Here is a 13,955-nt window from a genome sequence, read left to right as displayed (position 1 = left end):
GGTATCACCTCCTTGGTCTCCAGCACGGTCCCCGGAAAAGTAACAGTGGCCGTCCAGGACGTCAAAGGGTTTTCCAGCAGGGGTTTTCCGGCGGGCGCCGACGCGGTCACAGCAGGGCGGCGACCTTCTTCGCGGTCTCCTTCGCCGACCCGGGATTCTGGCCGGTCACCAGGTTGCCGTCGACCACGGTGTAGGAGACGAACGGCAGCATCGCCTTCTGGTAGCGGGCGCCGCGCTTCTTCATCTCCGCCTCGGCGTTGTAGGGCACCAGTTTGTCCACGCGCGCGAGAACCTCCTCCTGCCAGGCGAATCCGGTGAGCTTACGACCCTCGACCAGGTAGGAGCCGTCGGAGAGCCGGGTGTTGAGCAGGCCGCAGTAGCCGTGGCAGACCGAGGAGACGATGCCGCCGCGTTCGAAGATCTCGCGGGTGATGCGTTGCAGGCCTTCGCTGTCGGGGAAGTCGTACATGACGGCGTGGCCGCCGGTGAAGTAGATGGCGTCGTAATCGGCCGCATCGATCTCGCCGGGGGCGGCGGTCTTCTCCAGCCAGGCCATCCGGGCCGGGTCGGCGTGCCAGGCCTTCGCGGTGCGGTCGTAGCTGGGGAACTTCAGCGACCGCGGTTCCAGCGGGCACGGCCCGCCCGCGGGGCTGACCAGGGTTTGATCGAAGCCGTGCTGGTCGAAGACCTGCCAGGCGTGGGTGAGCTCGGACAGCCACAGACCGGTCGGATGGGACGGATCGTCGTAGTGGCCGACATTGGTGACGACATTCAGGATGCGCTTGGACATGCTCGAAACCCCTTCTGGTCGTGGATCATTCGACTACGTCGGACGGGCGCGCGGATCGCCGTGACGGTAGCCACTCCCCATGAATGTTGACACTGCTCACAACCCGCTCCTAGCCTCATGTTAGCAACGTAAACATACCGCGTTCAGGAGCAGAGCTGATGTCACCGGTCTTCGAACCGTTCACGCTACCCAACGGCGTCACGCTGCCGAACCGGCTGGTCAAGGCGGCGATGGAGGAGAACATGGCCGCATCCGGCCAACTCCCCGACCGGGCCCTGTTCCAGCTGTACCGGCGCTGGAGCCGCGGCGGGGTCGGGCTGATCATCACCGGCAACGTCATGGTGCACGCGGAGGCGCTGACCGGGCCGGGCGGCGTCGTCCTCGACCAGGATTCGCCGCTGGAACCATTCCGGCAGTGGGCCGACGCGGCCAAGAGCGGCGGGGCGCGGGTGTGGATGCAGATCAACCACTCACCACCCGCGCCGCCCTGACCACTTCGACGCGCTGACCCGAGCCCGCGCGGCGGACAATCCGCACGCCCGCACGGCACCGAATTCTCGTGAAACGGAGGCCATCAGGGGGTTCATGACGAGCGGCGAGCGACGCCTTGGATCGCGGCAGGGTCTCGGTAGCATGGCCGATATGCCGACCCCGCCCGTCGAGCGACCCGACCTTCCGCAGTTCATGACATGGGAGGAACTCGAGAAGCTGCCCGTTGAGATCGCCGGGCAGATCGAGTTGTGGGAGGGGCGGGTCGTGTGGGTCCGCAGGGGCCCGGCCGAGCATCAGGACTATTCGGTGGAGCTGCGCAATGCGCTGCGGCGATGCGCCCGCGAAACCATGGCGGCACAGCCTCAGCACTGCTGGCGAGCATCGACCGAGACGACCATCTTCTTCGGCGCGACCGGGAAATCCGATTTCGTCACGCCGGATTTCCTGGTCTACCGGTGTCCCGAGCAGGATTATCAGGACATTCGCGCGACCGACGTACTCATTGCCGGTGAAGTGCTGTCACCGTCGAACACAGAACGCGACATCGAGGCGAAGAAGGCGCGGTACGCGGGGGCGGGCATCCCCTGGTACTGGGAAGTCATCCTCGGCCGAGACCCGCGGCGCATCGCCACGATTCGCGCCTACGGCCTCGAGACCGGCCATGCCAGCCTGCCCGATGGGGTGACGTCGCTGCGACCCGCCAACTACATCGTCGCGGGCGAGTGGGATTCCGGCACTTCGACCGCCATCGCCTTCGGCCATCCCTTCCCGATCCACATCGCCTGGGCGGAAATCGAATTCTGATCGGTGGCGGGCATGCCGTTGATGTCGGCCGCGCCATCGGTGATGACGCGCAGGACCAGGAGGGCGGCTACCAGGGCGATCAGGAGGCCGAGGGCCGCGCCGAGCAGGATCCAGCCGGCGTCTCCGAGTTTGCGCCGCATCGGGTCCCCTTCAAGGATTCGGGATCGAACCTGACGAAATCGGGAGTGCGTGGAGCGGGGAGGGGGTCACGCCAGGTACGGAGTTTATCCGGCATTCTTCGATCGCCCCAGGATCTACCTGGTGATTCGCCAACTGTTCCTATTCTGGCCGGGCCGGACTCCGGCGGTGGATTCCGATCGATTCGCGAGGTCTGCATACGCGCGAGGTCTGCATACAGAAGTGGCGCATCACCGGGAGGTGATGCGCCACTTCGGGGTTCGGCAGGTCAGCCGCGGATCTTGGCCGCCACGGTGGCGACGGCGGAGTCGGCGGGGAGTTCCTCGGCGGTGCCGGCGAAGCGGTCGCGGAGTTCGATCTTGCCTTCGGCCCAGCCTCGGCCGACCACGACGATGTAGGGCATGCCGAGGAGTTCGGCGTCCTTGAACTTCACGCCGGGGGACGCGGTGCGGTCGTCGAGGAGGACCTCGAAGCCGAGCGAATCCAGTTCGGCGGCAACCTGTTCGGCGCCCGCGCGGGCGGCCTCGTCCTTGTTGGCGATGACGACGTGGACGTCGAACGGGGCGACCTCGCGGGGCCAGCGCAGGCCCTTCTCGTCATGCTTCTGCTCGGCCAGGACCGCGACCATGCGGGAGACGCCGACACCGTAGGAGCCCATGGTGAGGCGGACCGGCTTGCCGTTCTCACCGAGGACATCCACCTGGAAGGCGTCGGTGTACTTCTGGCCCAGCTGGAAGATGTGGCCGATCTCGATGCCGCGCGCTGCCTCGAGCACGCCGCGGCCGTCGGGCGAGGGGTCGCCGTCGCGGACCTCGGCGGCCTCGATGGTGCCGTCGGCGGTGAAGTCACGACCGGAGACCAGGCCGACATAGTGCTTGCCGGGCTCGTCGGCGCCGGTGATCCAGCTGGTGCCGGACACCACGCGGGGGTCGACCAGGTAGCGGATACCGTTGTCGAGCAGCGCCTTCGGGCCGATGTAGCCCTTCACCAGGAAGGGGTTGGCCTTGAAATCGGCCTCGTCGAGCAGCTCCACCGCGGCGGGCTCGACCGACGCCTCCAGGCGCTTCTCGTCGACCTCGCGGTCGCCGGGGATGCCGATGCCGAGCAGTTCGGTCTTGCCGTCGGGGTAGACCAGCTTGACCATGACGTTCTTGAGGGTGTCGGCGGCGGTGACCTCACGGCCCAGCGTCTTGTCGATACCCGCGCCGTTCGCCCAGTCCACCAGGGTGGCGATGGTGGGCGTGTCGGGGGTGTCGTGGACGACGGCGTCGGCCTGGCCCTCGATGGCGATGGCGGGCGGTGCGGCGGTGACCACGGCCTCCACGTTCGCGGCGTAGCCGGACTCGCGGCAGATGACGTAGGTGTCCTCGCCGACGGGGCTGTCGGCCAGGAACTCCTCCGACGCCGAACCGCCCATGGCACCCGAGGTGGCGGCCACGATCACGTACTTCACGCCGAGCCGGTCGAAGATCTTCTGGTAGGCCTCGCGGTGGGCGTTGTAGCTGTTCTTCAGCCCGTCCTCGTCGAGGTCGAAGGAGTAGGAGTCCTTCATGACGAACTCGCGCCCGCGCAGGATGCCCGCGCGCGGACGGCCCTCGTCGCGGTACTTGGTCTGGATCTGGTACAGCGTGACCGGCAGATCCTTGTACGAGTTGTACTCACCCTTCACGGTGAGCGCGAACAGCTCCTCGTGGGTGGGGCCGAGCAGGTAGTCCTGGCCCTTGCGGTCCTTGAGCCGGAACAGGCCGTCGCCGTACTCGGTCCAGCGGTTGGTGGTCTCGTAGGGCTCGCGCGGCAGCAGGGCCGGCAGCGAGATCTCCTGCGCGCCGATGGCGTTCATCTCCGCCCGGACCACGTCCTCGACCTTGCGCAGCGTGCGCAGGCCGAGCGGCAGCCACGAGTAGACGCCGGGCGCGATGCGGCGCACGTAACCGGCACGCACCAGCAGCTTGTGGCTGGGCACCTCCGCGTCGGCGGGATCGTCGCGCAGGGTGCGCAGGAACAGGTGGGAGAGGCGGGTGATCACGGCTCAACAGAGTAGCCGCTGCTAGCGAACAGTTCCCAAGGCATTACCGTGTTGGCTCGTGCTGGTGCTGCTGCCTCCCTCAGAAACCAAGTCCGACGGCGGGTCGGGTGGTCCCCTGGACCTGGATTCCCTCGCGATGCCGCAGCTCACGGCGGTGCGCGACAAACTGGTCACCGAAGTCATCGGATTGGCCGCCGACCCCGACGCCTCCCGGGCCGCGCTCGGGCTGGGCAAGGGGGCTGACGCGGAGATCGCCCGCAACGCCGCCCTGCGCACCTCCGCCACCCGCCCGGCCCTGGACCGGTACACCGGCGTGCTGTACGACGCGCTGGACGCCGCGGGCTTCACGAAGGCACAGCGCGCCAAGGCCGAAGCCCGCCTCGGCATCGGTTCGGCATTGTTCGGCGTGGTGCGCGCGGGTGACCCGATTCCGGCCTACCGGCTCTCGGGCGGCTCCAAGCTGCCGGGACTGCCGACGCTGCAATCGCTGTGGAAGCCGGTACTGCCGGAGGCGTTGCGCGCCGAGGCGGCCGGGCAGCTGGTGGTGGATCTGCGCTCGGGCACCTACCAGAACCTGGGCCGCATCCCCGGCGCGGTCACCGCCACCGTGCTCACCGAACGCCCCGACGGTTCCCGAACCGTGGTGAGCCACTTCAACAAACACCACAAGGGCCTGCTGGCTCGCGCCCTGGTGCTGACCCGCTCCGAGCCGGCCACCATCGGCGCGCTGGCCAAGGTCGCCGAGAAGGCCGGTCTGCGCACCGAGATCGCGTCCCCGACCGAGCTGCTCATCATCACCAACTGACGGCGGCCTCGATAGAGTGGCCGGGTGGAACCCAACGAGCTCTCCCCCGAGGTCCTCGAACTCGCGAGCAAGATCTTCGACCTCGCCCGCACCGGCGACGCCGCCACCCTGGCCGCCTACCTCGACGCCGGCGTCCCGGTGAACCTCACCAACGACAACGGCGACACCCTGCTCATGCTCGCCGCCTACTACTCCCACGCCGACGCGGTCACCGTCCTGCTGGACCGCGAGGCCGACCCCAACTTCGGCAACGACAAGGGCCAGACCCCGCTGTCCGGAGCGGTTTTCAAGGGCTCCGACGAGATCGTGAACGCTCTCCTCGCCGCCGGAGCCGACCCGAACGCGGGCAGCCCGTCCGCCCGCGACGCCGCCGAGATGTTCGGCCAGACCAAGTATCTGGCCCTGTTCGGCAAGTAGTCACTTCCGCCAGAAGAAATGGTGGGTCACACCGCTCGGGCTGGGGATGCGCTCCAGCTCGAAGCGGTCGGTGAGTTCGTCCGGTGTGGTCCACAGGCGTTCGCCGTGGCCGAATTCGACCGGGGCGACGGCCACGTGCAGCTGATCGATGAGGTCGGCTTCGAGGAATTCCCGGACCGTGGCCACGCCGCCGCCGATGCGGACGTCCTTGCCGTCGGCGGCCTCGAGGGCCAAGGCCAGGGCCTCCTTCGGGGTGGCGTCCAGGAAATGGAAGGTGGTGGCGCCCCGGGTGATCGACGGCCGCACGTGGTGGGTGAGAACGAAAACCGGGGTGCCGAAGGGCGGCTCCGCACCCCACCAGCCCTCCCACTCGTAGTTCTCCCAGGGACCGCGCTGCGGTCCGAACTTGTTGCGCCCCATGATCTCCGCGCCGATATTGCGATGCCATTCCCGGGTGCAGTAGTCGTCGAGGCCGTAGGTGCCGCCCGGCTCGGTGCGGGTGGGGGCGTGGGCGGTGGCCCCGGACCAGGAGAACAGCGCGGTCGCGTCGGCATCGCCGAAGGGACGCTCGAAGCTCTGGCCGTGACCGGCCCCGTAGCCGTCGCTCGAGAGGTTGAAGTTGTGGACCCGGACCATCTGCGTCATCGAACAGCCCTTTCTGGTTGCGATCTGCAATCAGTTTCCGACTGTATCCTCGCGGAGTTGACCGCCGCCTACGAAGAAGTCGCCCGGCGCGAGGCTGCGGGCGGCACCTGAGCCCGACGATCCGGCCCGACACCGCATCCCCATGATTCCGACGGCATGAGCCCCGCACCCACGGCCGATACTGTCGATCCGGTGATACCAAGCGGCAGAACAGATCCCGAACAGTCCGCCGAACCGCCCGGAAACGACGAGGGCGCTACGCCTTCGAGGGTCGGCGATGTCCTGGCGGTGCTGCTCGGCGTGCTGATCGGCCTGCTCCTCTTCCTGGCCCTGTTCGTCGCGGTCTGGCACGAGGTGGGGAAGGCGTGGGATTCTCCGAATGCGGCCGGTATCGCCAAGTCAACGGTGATCGGGGTTCCCGCGATTCATAATTCGTGATGGGAATCGTTCGGGGGACCGCCAGGCGGCGGACCGTGCTGGCGGGGGCCGGGGCTCTCGCGCTGGGGGCCGTGGTGGGGTCGACGGTGGGTTGTACGCCGGAGAGCGCGGCGATGCCCGCGCCCGGGGAGAGCGGGATCGACCACATCATCGTGGTGATGATGGAGAATCGGTCGTTCGATCATTACCTGGGGTGGCTGCCGGGGGCCGATGGCAGGCAGGCGGGGCTGTCGTTCGGCGATCGGAATGGCAAGTCGCGCGGTACGTTCCATCTGCCGACGACACAGGGCTGCCAGTACAACGATCCCGACCACTCCTTCGACGGGGGTCGCGTCGCGTTCAACGATGGCGCGTGCGACGGGTGGCTGCGGGCCGGGAACAATGACGAATTCTCGATCGGCTATTACGGGCAGGACGATCTCGGGTTCTACGGCAAGGCCGCGCCCGCCTGGACGGTGTGTGACCGATATTTCGCGGCGATCATGGCCGAGACCACGCCCAATCGCATCTATCAGCACGCCGCTCGAACCGACCGCATCCACAATGCGATGACCGTGTCCACCTTGCCGACCATCTGGGATCGCCTGGCGGCGACCGGAATTCCGGGCCGGTATTACTTCTCCGATGTCCCGTTCGTCGCGCTGTGGGGCACGAAGTATCTGTCCATCAGCCGCCGGTTCCCCAGCTTCCTGGCCGACTGCGCGGCGGGCACATTGCCGGCGGTATCGCTGGTCGATCCGAAGTTCCTCGGCGAGGACTCCGGGACCTCGGCCGATGACCATCCGCACGCCGATATCCGTGCCGGGCAGGCGTTTCTGAACCAGGTGTATCGGGCCGTCACCACGGGTCCGGCCTGGTCGCGCACGCTGCTGATCATCAATTACGACGAGTGGGGCGGCTTCTTCGACCATGTACCGCCGCAAGTCGCACCCGACGCCAACCCGGACTGGGGGCTGCGCGGATTCCGGGTGCCCTGCTTGGTGATCTCACCGCGAGCGCGCCGCGGGCACGTCGCACACCAGGTGTACGACCACACTTCGGTGTTGAAAGCCATCGAATGGCGGTGGGGGCTGCCGTCTTTGACCCCGCGTGACGCCGCGGCCCGCAATATCGCCGAAGTCCTCGACTTCACCGCCGCACCGAACCTCGATGCCCCGCAATGGAATGTCCCCGGGGTCACGCCGGGATCGTGCAATACACCGGTGGCGGCCGACTACGAGCAGTGGAATATTCTGCGCAAACTCGCGGCGTCGGCGGGGTGGAGCGTTTGACGGGACACAAGGAATCCAGATGGTCGATCTGGGGGGGGCGCTGAAAGGTGATCCGGCCAAGGCGGATACGACGCCGAACTTCGCCTACGTCACACTCCACTCCGGCGCCAGCATCGACGCGGATATCGCCAATGCCAGGGCGGAAGCTGCCGGCATCGAGGACGAGTTCGGGCTGCCCTACCTCGGCTACGCGGCCGCCCCGGGCCTGCCGCGGTTCGGGACGGATGTGTTCGACAAGAAGAACTGAGGCCGATCCGGCCGGGGTGTCGCCGCGCAGGGGCGGACGACAACCCGGCCGGGTCGACCTCGGGGTACGGGGCGCGACTACTGCGCGGAATGGCCGGGCAGCACGCAGACCGCGTCCAGGCCGAGCACGTGATTGAGGCGGCCGAAGGCCAGCCAGGAGCCCAGGCACATGGACAGTTCCACGATCTCGGCGTCGGTGTAGTGCTTCTTCATCCGCTCGAAGAACTCGTCGTCGAGCGAGTGGTGGTCGAGGGCGTAGACCTCGGCGTATTCGGCGGCCAGGCGGACGCGGTCGTCGAAGTTCGCGGTGGTGCGCCAGTTGGTGACGTCGTCGGCGAAGGACTCCTCGACCTTCTCGCCCTCGCGGTCGGTGCGCCAGTCCAGGCAGAACAGGCAGCCGTTGATCTGGGCGATGCGCAGCCGCGCGGCCTCGAACTCGCGCAGGCCCAGGGTGCTGTGCGAGTACACGGCCAGCGAGAAATTGGAGGCCGCCACACCGATGCCGGGGACCATCTCGCCCCAGACGTAGCCGATGGGATCCTTGCCCTCGGGAATGTCGATGATCATGCGGGCTCCTTTGACAGTTGCGGTCTTCCGAGAGTGCCGAACGGCAGCGGCACATCGAGTGCGTCGTACAAACCGGGTGCCGCGGTGGCCAGCCACGGGAGCGCGTTCACCAATCTGCCCACCGCCGTGGCGTTTCCGCCTGCGGAGTGATTGCCGTCCTCGTCGGTGGCCTGCACGGTGATCTCGATGCGGGGGCGGCCCTCGATGATCACCCGGTGCGCGCCCGCGCCGCTGGGCGGCTGCGGCCAGTCGGGGGCGCAGCTCGCGTGGATGCGGGTGACGTGCTCGATGACGATGCGCGGGCTGCCGTCGACGATGCCCTGCACCTCGAAGCGCACCGCGCCCTGGGTGCCCGCGTCGAATTTGCCCATCAGCTCGGTCTCCACGGACTCGGTGAGGGGACGACGCTCCACCACCTCGCGAATGTCGGTGAGCGCCACGCCGAGTCCGCGCGCGATGAGCCGAATCTGCCCGCCCCACACCATGGTCGGGATGGTCGGCGCCAGCATGGGTGGCTGATAGTCCATGGGCTGGCCCATGCCGACCAGGTAGCGCACCGAATCGGGCTGGTCGTAGGTGGTGTAGTCGAAGATCTCCTGGCAGCGCAGCACATCCACGGTGCTGCCCAGACCGCTCATCAGCAGCGGCAGGATGTCGTTGCCCCAGCCCGGGTCGATGCCCGAGACGAACAGCGCGCCACCGCCTTCGGTGGCGGCGGCGCTGACCCGGTCGCGCAGTTCGGCGGGCGCGTTGCGGTGGTCGTAGAGCGGGTACAGGGCGGGGGTGACCACGACGGCCCCGGCCCGCAGGGCGCGTTCGATATCGGCGACGGCGTCGTCGGGGCGGATGTCACCGGAGGCGGCGTACACCACCGCGCGCGGGCCCGCGGCCAGCGCGGCGTCGATGTCGTCGACGGCCGCTACCCCCAGTTCGGTGTCCAATCCGGCGAGCGTGCCGGCGTCGCGGCCGACCTTGTCCGGATTGTGGACCAGAACGCCGGTCAGCTCCAGTTCGGGGTGCGCCGAGACGGCCCGGATGGCCGCACGGCCGACATTGCCCGTGCCCCAGACCAGGGTGGAAATCATGTCCGAAACGTAGCAAACGCTTGGTAGGTAGGTGTCCGATTCGGCTACATTGCGGTATGGATTTCGCAGCACTCGAATCGATTCGCGCACTCAAGTACCGCTATCTGCGCACCCTCGACCTCAAGCAGTGGGACGAGTTCGCGGACACGCTGTGCACCGACATCGTCGGCTCCTACGGTTCACCGTCGGGCGGGCTGCCCGCGCAGTTCACCAGCCGCGACCAGATCGTCGACTACATGCGGGGCGCACTGAGCGGCAACATCATCACCGTGCACGTCGCCAACCACCCGGAGATCACCGTGGACGGCGACACCGCCTCGGGCAGCTGGTGTCTGGAGGACACGGTCATCGCCGCCGACTACGGCCTGCTGATCCGCGGCGCGGCCTACTACCACGACACCTACCGCCACGAGGACGGCGTGTGGCGCATCGCCAGCACCGGCTACCAGCGCATCTACGAGTCCAAGATGTCGACCGCCGAGCTGCCCGGTTACGCCCTCACCGCCAACCGCTGGGCGCCGGCCGGAGAAGCCCGATAGCGCCGCCGAGCTGCCCGGCCAGGCGCTCACCGCCGGCCATTGGGCACGGCCGGAGAGGCCCGGTAGTACCGCCGACGCGGATGGTCGTCAGCCCAGGGTGATCGCGTCCAATCGAGTGCGCAGGAACTCGGCGGAGACGACCGGGGCCAGACCGGAGACGCGGCCGATCGGCGGGTCCAGCGGCGCCACCCGGGCGTCGTGGTCGAGTTCGTAGAAGTAGATCAGCGAGACCAGGTCTTCCTCGGGTGCGGCAGTCTGCGGCGGCAGGACGCGGTGACGACCCGCGGGCCAGCGGTGGCCGCTCCAATAGGCCAGCAGGTCACCGATGTTCACGGTGAGCGCGTCGGGGTCGTAGGGTGCGTCGGCCCAGCCGCCGGCGTCGGTGTAGACCTGCAGACCGCCCGCGCCGGGTTCCCGGTCCAGGACGGTGACGGTGCCGAAGTCGGTGTGCGGGCCGATGCGGAACTGGCCCGGTTCGGGCGCGCCGATCTCGGTCAGCGGCGGGTAGTGATTGATATTGCAGGTCCAGGTGGGCCGGGCCGCGAGGCTCTCGAAAGGGTTGTGCGGCAGGCCGAGTGCGGCGGCGAACAGGGCCAGCAGTTCGTCGGACAGGACGCGCACGGCGGCGGTGTAGGCGAGCAGCAACTCCCGCAGTTCGCTCACTTCCTCCGGCCAGACGTTGTCGAGGAACCAGACCCGGTCCACGCGCGGGTCGCCGGTGCGGGTGTCCGCGCCGACCGCGAAGGTCTCCTTCAGATCCGGCGGCGTCACGGTGCCCTCGGCGTAGCCGTTGGCCTCCAGGCCGGGGGCGATCCAGCCGCGGCCGCCGACCGACACCGCGTAACGCTGCTTCACCGCGGGCGGCAGCGCGAAGAAGCGGCGGGCGGCCGCGCGCAGGTCACCCGGAAGTCCGTGCGGCACACCGTGTCCGCGCACCAGCAGGAATCCGGCACGCTGCAGGCCCGCGTCCACCTCGCGCAGCACTCCCGCCGCGGCATCGCCGCCCGCACGCCAGCGGTCCACATCGACGGTCGCGATGGGCGTCATCGCGGCACTCCGATGTCCTCGTTCCACAGGTCGGGGCGTTCGGCGATGAATCGCGTCATCATGTCCACGCAGGCCGGATCGTCGAGCACGGTGACCGAAACCCCGTGCGCGGCAAGCCACTCGTGGCCGCCGGTGAAGGTCCGCGACTCCCCCACGATGACCGCGCCGATGCCGAACTGGCGGACCAGGCCGCTGCAGTACCAGCACGGGGACAGCGTGGTGACCATGATGGTGTCGCGATAGTCGCGGCGGCGGCCGGCATTGCGGAAGGCGTCGGTCTCGGCGTGCACGCTCGGGTCGTCGTGCTGGACGCGGCGGTTGCGGCCGCGGCCGAGCAGGGTGCCGGTGCTGTCGAAAAGGGCCGCCCCGATCGGGATCCCGCCCTCCCGCAGCCCGAGCCGCGCCTCGTCGTAGGCGGTGGCCAGCAGATCCCGCGCATTGATCATGCCGACCATGCTGCCACCGCCCGCGTCCCGACACGAGCGCCCGCGCTGTGCTGAACTCGAGCGCCCGCGCTCAGCGCTCGTGCGATTCCTCGAGCACTGTGCGGCCCAGCAGCGCGTACCGGGCGGGGTCGGTGCGGCGCAGATAGGCGGCGTAGCCGAGACCCGCGAGGGCGACCGCGGCGACCAGGTACGGCGTCGCCTTCAGAATCATCGACCCGGCCTCGGTCCCGGCCGCGGTGTCCATATTGAGGACCAGCAGCAGCACCACGCCGAGCATCGCCACCCCGCCGATCAGCGGGGCCACCAGCGTGCGGAACCAGTGGCGGCTCTCGGGATGATTGGCGCGGAAGTAGGCGATCACCGCGAACGAGCAGGTGGCCTGGACGATCAGGATCGCCATGGTGCCCAGCACCGCGAGCAGGGTGTACAGGCCCGCGTACGGATCCTTGCCGGCGAGCCCGAACGCCAGCACCAGCAGCGCCGCGACGGCGGTCTGCACCAGGCCCGCGATGTGCGGCGAACCGTGCCCGGGATGGGCCGTGCCGATGGTGCGCCGCAGCACCGGCACCACGCCTTCGCGGCCGAGCGCGAACAGGTAGCGGGCGGCGCAATTGTGGAAAGCCATGCCGCAGGCCAGCGAACCGCTCACCATCAGCCACTGCATGGCGTCGACCGCCCAGTGCCCGACATAGCGTTCGGTGGGCGCGAAGAACACGTTCATCGGATTGTCCGACGCGGCCAGCGCCATGGCCTGGTCCCCGCCGCTGCCCGAGATCGCCATCCAGGACACGAACAGGTAGAAGGCGCCGACGCCCAGCACCGCGATCATGGTGGCGCGCGGGATGATTCGCTTCGGATCCTTGGATTCCTCGCCGTACATGGCGGTCGACTCGAATCCGACCCACGACCAGAACGCGAAGAACAGTCCCAGACCCGCTGACGGGCCGTGGAAGGCGTTGACGGGGTTGATGGGCGCCAGGGACAGGCCGTCGGGGCCGCCGCCGTGCAGCAGCACCGACACGGCCATGATGAACAGCACCGTGACCTCGGTGGCGAGCAGGACCACCAGCAGGCGTTCGGCCAGCGCGACGCCGAACCAGGTGCCCACCGCGTTGACGGCCAGCATGAGGATCGCGAAAACCCACCAGGGCACGTCTTTTCCGAGCTGATCGTGCACCGTGTTGTGGGCGAAGCTGGAGAAGATGCCGATCAGCGACGGCTCGAACACCATGTAGGCGAAGGCCGCCAGCAATCCGGCCGCCAGCCCCGCGGTGCGACCCAGCCCGAAGGAGATGAATCCGTAGAACGCGCCGGTGGCGGTGATGTGCTTGGCCATGGTGGTGAATCCCACGGTGAACACCGCGAGCACCACCATCGCGATCAGAAAGGCCGCGGGCGTGCCGATTCCGCTGCCCGCCGACATCATGAACGGCACATTGCCGGTCATGGCGGTGATGGGCGCGGCCGTCGCGACGGCCATGAACACCACGCCGAGCAGACCCACCACATTGGGTTTGAGCCGCGACACTCCGGGTTCGGATTCGCCGGATTCTCCCGAAATCGCTACGGGCGTACTCGGTTCCATGGTGCAACTCCTCTATCTCTGGTCGATGACCTGCGAGGAATTGTGCGGTCGGGAATGTTGCACGGATATGAAACGGAGTTACCGCGACCGACCAATGATGTGACCCAGGTCACTACTCTTACAGTCGAACCGAAAGACCGTCCAGCCCTTTACAAATCGTCAGGCGAGCGGCGCACCGCCTCGGTCAACCTGACTTCAGTTAACTGTATTCAGCCGCTACAGTGAGCGCATGGACAACGCCTTCGCCCGCGACCTGTGGCGCGTGCTGGAACCCCTGCACGCCGTCACCTACTTCGCCGCGGACTGCATCGCCGCCAACAAAGCCGTTGGCCTGCGCGGCTTCTGGATGGGCTACTTCGCCACCCGCTCGGCCCCGTTCGGCGCGGTCGGACCCGGCGTCGTGGAGGCCACCTTCTACAACTTCCATCCCGCGATGGTCCGGCGCGCGCTGCCGGACGCCTGGGGCTTCGCCACCCCCGACGCGGCCGTCGCCACCCGCACCATCGCCGCCGCCGCGGTGCTGCGCGCCAGCTGGCCCAGTACCTCGCCCAGGACGCGATGCGGGCGGCCGCTAACGCGGCGTAACAGGTGTAGGGGTTACCCAAGACGCATAG

At 68.2% G+C, this 13,955-nt stretch carries 17 protein-coding genes; 9 read left to right on the top strand and 8 right to left on the bottom strand.

Annotated elements, in window-relative coordinates:
* Positions 1-106 precede the first annotated feature (106 nt).
* Positions 107-790: a type 1 glutamine amidotransferase domain-containing protein gene (locus ACWELJ_RS22485; RefSeq protein ID WP_452368096.1), complete on the bottom strand. Its 684-nt coding sequence runs from the start codon at positions 788-790 to the stop codon at positions 107-109.
* 158 nt (positions 791-948) lie between these two features.
* Here ACWELJ_RS22485 and ACWELJ_RS22480 point away from each other — a divergent pair, with 158 nt between their 5' ends.
* On the top strand, positions 949-1,281 hold the full coding sequence (locus ACWELJ_RS22480) for an oxidoreductase (protein ID WP_452368095.1): 333 nt from the start codon (positions 949-951) through the stop codon (positions 1,279-1,281).
* 94 nt (positions 1,282-1,375) lie between these two features.
* The gene (locus ACWELJ_RS22475; protein WP_452368094.1) at positions 1,376-2,086 is read left to right on the top strand and encodes a Uma2 family endonuclease; all 711 of its coding nucleotides are present in this window, start codon (positions 1,376-1,378) and stop codon (positions 2,084-2,086) included.
* Positions 2,087-2,492: 406 nt separating this feature from the next.
* On the opposite strand, the gene ACWELJ_RS22470 is transcribed toward ACWELJ_RS22475, so the two are convergent.
* On the bottom strand, positions 2,493-4,250 hold the full coding sequence (locus ACWELJ_RS22470) for a proline--tRNA ligase (RefSeq protein ID WP_452368093.1): 1,758 nt from the start codon (positions 4,248-4,250) through the stop codon (positions 2,493-2,495).
* 58 nt (positions 4,251-4,308) lie between these two features.
* Here ACWELJ_RS22470 and yaaA point away from each other — a divergent pair, with 58 nt between their 5' ends.
* Positions 4,309-5,055: a peroxide stress protein YaaA gene (gene yaaA, locus ACWELJ_RS22465; protein WP_452368092.1), complete on the top strand. Its 747-nt coding sequence runs from the start codon at positions 4,309-4,311 to the stop codon at positions 5,053-5,055.
* A 24-nt stretch (positions 5,056-5,079) separates the two neighbouring features.
* A complete protein-coding gene (locus ACWELJ_RS22460) occupies positions 5,080-5,472 on the top strand; it encodes an ankyrin repeat domain-containing protein (protein WP_452368091.1) in 393 nt (130 codons plus the stop codon).
* Here ACWELJ_RS22460 and ACWELJ_RS22455 read toward each other — a convergent pair whose 3' ends face one another.
* Entirely contained in the window at positions 5,473-6,117 is a 645-nt protein-coding gene (locus tag ACWELJ_RS22455) for a dihydrofolate reductase family protein (RefSeq protein ID WP_452368090.1), read from the bottom strand.
* A 288-nt stretch (positions 6,118-6,405) separates the two neighbouring features.
* Between ACWELJ_RS22455 and ACWELJ_RS22450 the strand changes: the two genes are divergently transcribed.
* The 3 genes from ACWELJ_RS22450 to ACWELJ_RS22440 are packed head-to-tail and all read left to right on the top strand — an operon-like array spanning position 6,406 to position 8,073.
* Entirely contained in the window at positions 6,406-6,555 is a 150-nt protein-coding gene (locus tag ACWELJ_RS22450; RefSeq protein ID WP_452368089.1) for a hypothetical protein, read from the top strand.
* On the top strand, positions 6,555-7,826 hold the full coding sequence (locus ACWELJ_RS22445) for an alkaline phosphatase family protein (RefSeq protein WP_452368088.1): 1,272 nt from the start codon (positions 6,555-6,557) through the stop codon (positions 7,824-7,826). The genes ACWELJ_RS22450 and ACWELJ_RS22445 overlap by 1 nt, the downstream gene beginning before the upstream one ends.
* A gap of 19 nt (positions 7,827-7,845) precedes the next feature.
* The gene (locus tag ACWELJ_RS22440; protein ID WP_452368087.1) at positions 7,846-8,073 is read left to right on the top strand and encodes a hypothetical protein; all 228 of its coding nucleotides are present in this window, start codon (positions 7,846-7,848) and stop codon (positions 8,071-8,073) included.
* A 77-nt stretch (positions 8,074-8,150) separates the two neighbouring features.
* Here ACWELJ_RS22440 and ACWELJ_RS22435 read toward each other — a convergent pair whose 3' ends face one another.
* Both ACWELJ_RS22435 and ACWELJ_RS22430 read right to left on the bottom strand, forming a co-directional pair.
* Positions 8,151-8,639 (bottom strand): carboxymuconolactone decarboxylase family protein, encoded by a 489-nt coding sequence (locus ACWELJ_RS22435; RefSeq protein ID WP_452368086.1) that lies wholly within the window; start codon positions 8,637-8,639, stop codon positions 8,151-8,153.
* On the bottom strand, positions 8,636-9,724 hold the full coding sequence (locus ACWELJ_RS22430; protein WP_452368085.1) for an NAD(P)H-dependent amine dehydrogenase family protein: 1,089 nt from the start codon (positions 9,722-9,724) through the stop codon (positions 8,636-8,638). The genes ACWELJ_RS22435 and ACWELJ_RS22430 overlap by 4 nt, the downstream gene beginning before the upstream one ends.
* A 56-nt stretch (positions 9,725-9,780) precedes the next feature.
* Between ACWELJ_RS22430 and ACWELJ_RS22425 the strand changes: the two genes are divergently transcribed.
* Entirely contained in the window at positions 9,781-10,263 is a 483-nt protein-coding gene (locus tag ACWELJ_RS22425) for a nuclear transport factor 2 family protein (RefSeq protein WP_452368084.1), read from the top strand.
* Positions 10,264-10,350: 87 nt separating this feature from the next.
* Here ACWELJ_RS22425 and ACWELJ_RS22420 read toward each other — a convergent pair whose 3' ends face one another.
* From ACWELJ_RS22420 to ACWELJ_RS22410, 3 genes are all read right to left on the bottom strand, one after another.
* Positions 10,351-11,310 carry an isopenicillin N synthase family dioxygenase gene (locus ACWELJ_RS22420; protein WP_452368083.1) on the bottom strand — a complete coding sequence of 320 codons (960 nt, stop codon included), beginning with the start codon at positions 11,308-11,310 and terminating at the stop codon, positions 10,351-10,353.
* The gene (locus ACWELJ_RS22415) at positions 11,307-11,756 is read right to left on the bottom strand and encodes a nucleoside deaminase (RefSeq protein WP_452368082.1); all 450 of its coding nucleotides are present in this window, start codon (positions 11,754-11,756) and stop codon (positions 11,307-11,309) included. Before ACWELJ_RS22415 ends, ACWELJ_RS22420 begins: the two co-directional genes overlap by 4 nt.
* A 70-nt stretch (positions 11,757-11,826) precedes the next feature.
* Positions 11,827-13,341: an APC family permease gene (locus tag ACWELJ_RS22410; protein WP_452368081.1), complete on the bottom strand. Its 1,515-nt coding sequence runs from the start codon at positions 13,339-13,341 to the stop codon at positions 11,827-11,829.
* A 229-nt stretch (positions 13,342-13,570) separates the two neighbouring features.
* Here ACWELJ_RS22410 and ACWELJ_RS22405 point away from each other — a divergent pair.
* On the top strand, positions 13,571-13,955 hold a 385-nt coding region (locus ACWELJ_RS22405), incomplete at its 3' end, for an SCO6745 family protein (protein ID WP_452368080.1).

The organism is Nocardia sp. NPDC004582, from assembly GCF_053602115.1.
Note: the sequence above shows the minus strand (reverse complement) of the source record. Positions and strands in the feature narration are given on the sequence as shown.

Coding starts and splice junctions, on each gene's coding strand:
- ACWELJ_RS22485 (WP_452368096.1), bottom strand. CDS start 790: ATGTCCAAGCGCATCCTGAATGTCGTCACCAATGTCGGCCACTACGAC.
- ACWELJ_RS22440 (WP_452368087.1), top strand. CDS start 7,846: ATGGTCGATCTGGGGGGGGCGCTGAAAGGTGATCCGGCCAAGGCGGAT.
- ACWELJ_RS22475 (WP_452368094.1), top strand. CDS start 1,376: ATGACGAGCGGCGAGCGACGCCTTGGATCGCGGCAGGGTCTCGGTAGC.
- ACWELJ_RS22435 (WP_452368086.1), bottom strand. CDS start 8,639: ATGATCATCGACATTCCCGAGGGCAAGGATCCCATCGGCTACGTCTGG.
- ACWELJ_RS22410 (WP_452368081.1), bottom strand. CDS start 13,341: ATGGAACCGAGTACGCCCGTAGCGATTTCGGGAGAATCCGGCGAATCC.
- ACWELJ_RS22445 (WP_452368088.1), top strand. CDS start 6,555: ATGGGAATCGTTCGGGGGACCGCCAGGCGGCGGACCGTGCTGGCGGGG.
- ACWELJ_RS22430 (WP_452368085.1), bottom strand. CDS start 9,724: ATGATTTCCACCCTGGTCTGGGGCACGGGCAATGTCGGCCGTGCGGCC.
- ACWELJ_RS22480 (WP_452368095.1), top strand. CDS start 949: ATGTCACCGGTCTTCGAACCGTTCACGCTACCCAACGGCGTCACGCTG.
- ACWELJ_RS22425 (WP_452368084.1), top strand. CDS start 9,781: ATGGATTTCGCAGCACTCGAATCGATTCGCGCACTCAAGTACCGCTAT.
- ACWELJ_RS22420 (WP_452368083.1), bottom strand. CDS start 11,310: ATGACGCCCATCGCGACCGTCGATGTGGACCGCTGGCGTGCGGGCGGC.
- ACWELJ_RS22455 (WP_452368090.1), bottom strand. CDS start 6,117: ATGACGCAGATGGTCCGGGTCCACAACTTCAACCTCTCGAGCGACGGC.
- ACWELJ_RS22415 (WP_452368082.1), bottom strand. CDS start 11,756: ATGATCAATGCGCGGGATCTGCTGGCCACCGCCTACGACGAGGCGCGG.